The following is a 6,532-nucleotide window of genomic DNA, read 5'->3' on the forward strand; positions in this document are numbered from 1 at the left end:
CCCTACAGGTCGCCGGAGAGGCGTTCGACGCCCCGGAGCAGCGCGGAGTGGTCGAGTGCGCCGTCGCCGGACGCGTTGGCGGCGGCCACGAGCTGGGCGACCAGCGCGCCGAGCGGCAGCACCACCCCGGCCTCGCGGGCCGCCGACGTGACGATGCCCATGTCCTTGTGGTGCAGGGCGATGCGGAAGCCGGGCTCGAACGCGTGGTTCAGCATGTTACCGCGCTTCTGGGCCAGCACCGCCGAGCCCGCCAGGCCGCCGCCCAGCACGTCCAGCGCCGCCTCCAGCTCCACGCCATACGCCCGCAGGAACACGACCGCCTCGGCCAGCGCCTCGATGTTCGCGGCGACGATGAGCTGATTCGCCGCCTTGACCGTCTGGCCCGCGCCGCTCGGCCCGACGTGCACGACGGTCTTGCCGACCGCGTCGAAGATCGGCTTGGCCGCCGCGAAGACGTCGTTCTCGCCACCCACCATGATCGACAGAGCGGCGTTCCTGGCGCCCGCCTCGCCTCCGGAGACGGGGGCGTCGAGATAGCGCAGGCCACGGGCGGCCGCCTCTCCAGCCAGCTCGCGGGTGACGTCGGGCCGGATCGAGGAGAAGTCGATGATCAATGTGCCGGGCGCGGCGTGTGCGAACACGCCGTCATCCCCGGTCAGCACGGCCTGCACGTCGGGAGAGTCGGGCACCATGAGGGCGACCACGTCGGCCCCCGTCACGGCGTCGGCGATCGAGGCGGCCACCCGGCCGCCCGCCTCGGCCAGGGCCTTGGTCTTCTCGGGCGAGCGGTTGTAGCCGGCCACGGTGTGCCCGGCCTCGACCAGGTGCACGGCCATGGGGCTGCCCATGATGCCGAGGCCGATGAAGGCGATGGTGCTCACGACGTTCCTCTCCCTTGAAGCGCTTCCCACGGATGAATCCGGGGGATTCCAGCCATCCCAACCGTGCGGCTGCGCGCATGGTCGCGACGCTGTTGCGATCCCTGCCGGTCGGGTCTCTCCGTCGCGGGAGTCTTGATCGCGCCGATCTCTATCGCGCCGGTCTCTCTGGGGCGGCGGCTCGCTCCGCGTGGGGCAGCCAGTCGAAGGTGCCGTGACCGTCGGAGCGGTATTCCAGGCCGACATATCCGTTATATCCGGCGGCGTACACGTCATCGATCCACCGCCGGAGCGGCAGCGCGCCCTCGCCCGGCGCGCCTCTGCCGGGGGCGTCGGCGATCTGCACGTGGGCGATGCGCGCGGCGTGCCGCTCGATGACGGCGGGCACGTCGTCACCGTTGACGGCCAGGTGGTAGAAGTCGGCCAGCAGCCCCACGCCGGGCACGTCACCCAGCCGGTCGAGCACGGCCACCGCGTCGGCGGCCGTCAGCAGGGGATAGTGCGGCGCGCCGCTGACCGGCTCGACCAGCACGGTGCCGTCGACGCCCCGCACGCAGGCCGTCAGCATCTCCACGGCCAGGTCGTCCTGCTCCTTCGCGTCGATCCCTTCGACGCGGTTGCCGTAGAGGGCGTTGAACGCCCGGCAGCCGAGCCGCTCGCCGATGGCCGCCACCACGGGGATGTTGTCGAGCAGCTCGCGGGAGCGCCCCGGGCACGACACGAGGCCGCGATCTCCGGCCGCCATGTCGCCCGCGAAGAAGTTGAGCCCGGTCAGCCGCACGCCCGCGTCCTCGACGGCGCGTACGAACGCGTCCACGTCACGGTCGGCGGGCACGGCCCGCGGCCACGGCCACCAGAACTCCACCGCCGTGAACCCGTCGGCGGCCGCCGCGGCCGGGCGGTCGAGCAGGGGCAGGCCGGTGTAGAGAATCGAGCAGTTGACGGTCCATCTGGTCACATGAGCTCCTATGCGGTGGCCTCTTCCGACCGCTCGCGGCGCAACTGGCCGAGCAGGCGGCCCTGGGCCTGGTCGAGATGGTGGGCGAGGCGCTGCTGGGCCCGCTCGGGGTCGCCGTCGCCGATCGCCTTGAGAATGTCGTCGTGCTCGTGCACCACGTTCATCGGGTGCGTGGTCCTGTGGGCCTGGAACTGGCCCATCGTCAAATGCACCTCGCCGAGGATCACCTCGTGCATGCGCGCCAGCCGCCGGCTGCCCACGGCCGCGACCAGCGCGGAGTGAAACGCGATGTCGGCCTCCACCTGGCTGGCGAAGGCCATGTCGCCGGCCACCGCCTTCATCGCCGCCTGCGCGCGGGCGGCCGCCTGCGGCACGGTGGCGGTGCGGGCGAGCGCCGCGACCGCCGCGCGCTCGACGGTCTCGCGGCTGAAGTAGAGGTCGCGGATGTCGTCCTCGTCGAGCTTGGGGACGACCGCGGTCTTGTGGGTCGTGCGGCGCAGCAGCCCGAGCGCGGTGAGCCGCTCCAGGCAGGCCTTCGCGGTGGGCCGTGCGACGCTGTATTCGCCGGCGATGCGGATCTCGGTGAGCTTCTCCCCCGGGGCGATCTCACCGTTGACGATGCGCTTGCGCACGGATTCGTAGAGCGCTTCCGTCAGAGACGACGGTCCGAGAGAAAAGCTGGTCTGGCCGTCCAAAGGACCCCTCCCAAGGATCGCCGAACGCCGAGCAGAATCGTCAGACAAGTATACTAGCTCTCAATACCCGGCCCCCTTGTCGACGACGTTGCGCAGCGGCTCGCCGCGGGCGAACCTGCCCACGTTGTCGAGCATGATCCGCACCCCGCGACGCGCGGTGCCTCCTGTGGTGGCGCCGTTGTGCGGGGTGACGATGACGTTCGGCAGCGTCCAGAACGGGCTCTCCGCCGGCAGCGGCTCCACGCCGTGCGCATCCAGCCCCGCACCCGCGATCTCACCCCGCCGCAACGCGTCGAGCAGGGCGTCGTCGTCCGCGATGCCGCCGCGCGAGACGCAGACGAAGCACGCCGTACGTTTCATCGCGGCGAACGCGACCCGGTCGAAACGCCCCGCGGTGGCCGCCGTGAGCGGCGCGGTGACCACCACGAAGTCGCACGCGGCCAGGAACCGGGAAAAGTCGTCCTGGCCGAACAGCTCGTCCACGCCCGGCGTGGGCACGCCGGCCCTGCGGCGCATGCCCAGCACGCGCATGTGGAACGCCTTCGCCTTGGCCGCCAGGTCGAGCCCCGCGTTGCCCAGCCCGTAGAGCCCGACGGTCGCGCCGGCCAGCTCGCCGTGCGTGTAGCGGTCCCAGCGGCGCTCCGCCTGCGCGCGCAGCCAGCGGGGCGCGTCCCTGCTGAGCATGAGCAGCAGCAACATCGCGTGCTCGGCCAGCGGGATCGCGCCGTTGCCCGCGGAGGACGTGAGCGTCAGGTCGCCATCGAGCAGCGCGCCCGACAACACGCCGCCCACGCCGGCGGCCGGGCTGTGCACCCAGCGTAACCTGCGCGCCCTGGCCAGCAGCGGGTCCGGCACGTGGCCGACCACGGCGTCCGCCTCCTCGATCCCCTCGGCCAGGTCCGCCCCGAACGTGACCCTCGCCTCCGGGGCCGCCGCGCGTACGCCGCGGCGCACGCTCTCGTCGTGCTCGCCGGTGAACAGGATCCTCATTTGAGCCCCGTGGTGGCGATGCCGCGGATGAGCTGCTTCTGCGCGACGGCGAAGAAGATGAGCACGGGCAGCAGCGACACCAGCGACATCGCGAACAACATGCCCACGCCGCCCTGCGACTCGGAGTCGACCATGGAGTTGAGCGCCACCGGCACCGTGAACATCTTCGGCGACGTGAGGTAGATCAGCGGCACGAAGAAGTCGTTCCACGTCCAGATGAACGTGAAGATCGTGGTGGTGACGAGCGCGGGCCGCATCAGCGGCAGGATCACGTACCAGAAGGTGCGGAACGGCCCCGAGCCGTCGATCCAGGCCGCCCGGTCGAGGTCGCGCGGGATGGTCCTGATGAACTGCACCATCAGATAGATGAAGAACGCGTCGGTGGCCAGGAACTTCGGCACGAGCAGCGTCATGCGCTCCTGGAAGGCGGAGTATTCGGCGAACTCCGGCTCGACCTGGATGCCCGCGTTCTTGGCGGAGAACTCCTTGAGGGCCTTGGTGTAGTTCTGCTGGCGGATGGTGCTGCCCCACCAGGCGTATCTCAGCGTGGTGTCGTCGCCGCCCCCGGAGCCGCCGCCGGAGCCGCCACCGCATGCCACGAGGCCGGCCCCCAGCGCCCCCGCCGCCGCCAGCTTCTTCGAGGAAGGCCCGCCACATGTCCTCGATGGGGGCCATCGCGACGTCTTCCTTGCTCGCGAAGTAGCGGAAGAACGTCCGCTCCATCGTCACCTTCCACCTGCTGGACGATCCCGGCCTCGCCCAGGACCTGACCTGGCTCGCCTCCCAAGTGGCCGCGGGAGACCTCGATCCGCAGATCGTGTGGCGCGGCGGCTGGGAGCGGGCCGGCGAGGCCGCCGCCGCCCTCCTCAAACGCCGCCTCCACGGCAAGGCCGTCCTGGACGTCGCGGTTGACATCAAGCAAGGTTGAGGTTGCACGCTCGGAGGAGCAAGCCACGACCTCCAAGGAGCACCCTATGCACGCCGTCGTCCTGCACGCCTTCGGCCCGGCCGGCAATTTCCGCTACGAGACCGTCCCCGACCCCGAGCCGGGCCCCGGCCAGGTGCGCATCGCCGTCAAGGCGGCGGGCGTGCACCTGGTGGAGACCATGATGCGCTCGGGTGTTGCCAGCGATTCGCTGCCGCCGCTGCCGGAGCTCCCGGCCGTCTTCGGGGGCGAGGTGGCGGGCCGGGTGGACGCCGTGGGCCCGGAGGTGGATCCCGCCTGGATCGGGCGCGACGTCGTGACCTCGGCCGGACAGCCGGGCGGCTACGCCGAGCTGGCGGTCGCCGACGTGGCGTCGGTGCACCGGCTGCCCCGCGAGCTGGGATACGAGACGGCCGCCGCCATGATCGTCACCGGGTGCACAGCGCTGGAGTTCCTCGACGTGGCCAGGCTGACCTCCGACGACGTCGTGCTGGTGACCTCGGCGGCCGGCGGGATCGGCCGTCTGGTCGTCCAGTACGCGCACGCCCTCGGCGCCACCGTGATCGGCGCGGCGGGCGGCCCCGCCAAGGTGGCGGCCGTCCGCGAGCTCGGCGCGGACCTCGCCGTCGACTACGACGAGCCCGGCTGGGAACGGCTGGTGGCCGACCGGCTGGGCGGCCGCACGGTCACCGCCCTGCTCGACGGGGTCGGCGGTGACAAGGCGCGGGCCGCGTTCGAGCTGCTGGCCGACGGCGGGCGTTACCTCACCATCGGCAACGCCTCCCAGAAGGACTTCCAGCCGGACCCCGAGACGCTCAAAGAGCGGGATCTCACGGTGACCGATGCCCTGCTGCTCCTGCTCGGCAAGCCGGAGCAGAAGCCGGAGTACGAGGCCCGCGCGCTGGCGGCGGCCGCCGAGGGCACGCTGACGCCGGGCGTGCAGCCGTTCCCGCTGTCGCAGACCGCCGCCGCGCACGCCGCACTGGAGAGCCGGGCGACGACGGGCAAGGTCGTCCTGATCCCCTGACCGTCGTACGCCCGCCGCGAACCCGCCGGTCAGCCCGGGAACCCGGCACATAAGGTCCAGCCATGACCTCCGCCGCCATGGACCCCGGCACCCCTGACAACCGAAGCGCCGGACGGTATCTCTGGTGGCTGGTCACCAGCCAGCGCGGCAGGGTGGTGGCCGGGGCCCTGCTCGGCACCGGCTGGACGGTCTGCCTGACGCTGGCCCCCTACCTGCTGTCCCGCGCCATCGACGACGGGCTGACGCCGGGACGCCGGGACGCGCTGGCCGGCTGGGCGGCGGCGTTACTGGGCTACGGAGTGCTGACCGCGTGGCTGGCCATCATGCGGCACCGGACGATGACCAGGGTGCGGATGGACGCCGCGTTCCGTTCCGTGCAAGTGCTGGCCCTGCAGGCGACGCGCCTGGGCGCCGCGCTGCCGCGCCAGGTCACGGCCGGGGAGGTGGTCACGATCGGGTTCACCGACGTGGCCATGATCTCCGAGGCGCTGACCGTCACCGGCCCCGGCGTCGGCTCGGTCCTCGCCTACGTCGTCGTGGCCGGGCTGCTGCTGTCCGTCTCGCCGCTGCTCGCCGCGGTGGTCCTGCTGGGCGTGCCGCTGCTGGTCGTCGTGCTCGGCCCGCTGCTGGGACGGCTGCGTGGCGCCGAGACCGACTACCGCTCGCGGCAGGGCGGGCTCGCCGCGCGGTTCGGGGACATCGCCGCGGGGCTGCGGGTCCTCAACGGCGTCGGCGGCAAGGACGTGTACGCCGAGCGCTACCGCCGCGGCTCGCAGGATCTGCGGGAGCAGGGCTACCGGGTCGGCGCGGTGACGAGCTGGATCCAGGCCCTCGGGGTGGGCCTGCCCACCCTGTTCCTCGGAGCGGTGACCTGGCTGGCGGCCCGGATGGCCGCGCAGGGCGACATCACCGCGGGCGAGCTGGTGGCGGTCTACGGGTACGCCGCGGTGCTGGTGGTGCCCGTCTCGTTCTTCATCGAGGGCGGCTACGGCGTCAGCCGCGGCCTGGTCGCCGCCCGCAGGGTCGTGCGGTTCCTGACCCTGTATCTTATAAACATCT

At 72.0% G+C, this 6,532-nt stretch carries 7 protein-coding genes and 1 pseudogene; 3 read left to right on the plus strand and 5 right to left on the minus strand.

Annotated features, from left to right (window positions below; translation table 11 throughout):
* Nucleotides 1-2 precede the first annotated feature (2 nt).
* From E1294_RS36340 to E1294_RS36360, 5 genes and pseudogenes are all read right to left on the minus strand, one after another.
* Nucleotides 3-881: a 2-hydroxy-3-oxopropionate reductase gene (locus E1294_RS36340; protein WP_132515506.1), complete on the minus strand. Its 879-nt coding sequence runs from the start codon at nt 879-881 to the stop codon at nt 3-5.
* Between the two features lie 148 nt (nt 882-1,029).
* The gene (locus E1294_RS36345) at nt 1,030-1,836 is read right to left on the minus strand and encodes a hydroxypyruvate isomerase family protein (RefSeq protein ID WP_132515507.1); all 807 of its coding nucleotides are present in this window, start codon (nt 1,834-1,836) and stop codon (nt 1,030-1,032) included.
* A gap of 8 nt (nt 1,837-1,844) precedes the next feature.
* A complete protein-coding gene (locus tag E1294_RS36350) occupies nt 1,845-2,579 on the minus strand; it encodes a GntR family transcriptional regulator (RefSeq protein ID WP_342775124.1) in 735 nt (244 codons plus the stop codon).
* Nucleotides 2,580-2,591: 12 nt separating this feature from the next.
* Nucleotides 2,592-3,521 (minus strand): D-2-hydroxyacid dehydrogenase, encoded by a 930-nt coding sequence (locus E1294_RS36355; protein WP_132515509.1) that lies wholly within the window; start codon nt 3,519-3,521, stop codon nt 2,592-2,594.
* A pseudogene (locus E1294_RS36360) lies at nt 3,518-3,934 on the minus strand (carbohydrate ABC transporter permease); the annotation flags it as partial. The pseudogene E1294_RS36360 and the gene E1294_RS36355, both read right to left, overlap by 4 nt.
* Before the next feature lie 374 nt (nt 3,935-4,308).
* On the opposite strand from E1294_RS36360, the gene E1294_RS36365 reads away from it, so the two are divergent.
* The 3 genes from E1294_RS36365 to E1294_RS36375 form a co-directional block, all read left to right on the plus strand.
* Entirely contained in the window at nt 4,309-4,449 is a 141-nt protein-coding gene (locus E1294_RS36365) for a hypothetical protein (RefSeq protein WP_181958614.1), read from the plus strand.
* A gap of 46 nt (nt 4,450-4,495) precedes the next feature.
* A complete protein-coding gene (locus tag E1294_RS36370; protein WP_132515510.1) occupies nt 4,496-5,473 on the plus strand; it encodes a zinc-binding dehydrogenase in 978 nt (325 codons plus the stop codon).
* A 62-nt stretch (nt 5,474-5,535) separates the two neighbouring features.
* Nucleotides 5,536-6,532, plus strand: a 997-nt coding sequence (locus E1294_RS36375; RefSeq protein ID WP_132515511.1) for an ABC transporter transmembrane domain-containing protein, incomplete at its 3' end; no start/stop codon positions are given.

The organism is Nonomuraea diastatica (assembly GCF_004349015.1).
In the GTDB taxonomy this organism is placed as follows: Bacteria; Actinomycetota; Actinomycetes; order Streptosporangiales; family Streptosporangiaceae; genus Nonomuraea; species Nonomuraea diastatica.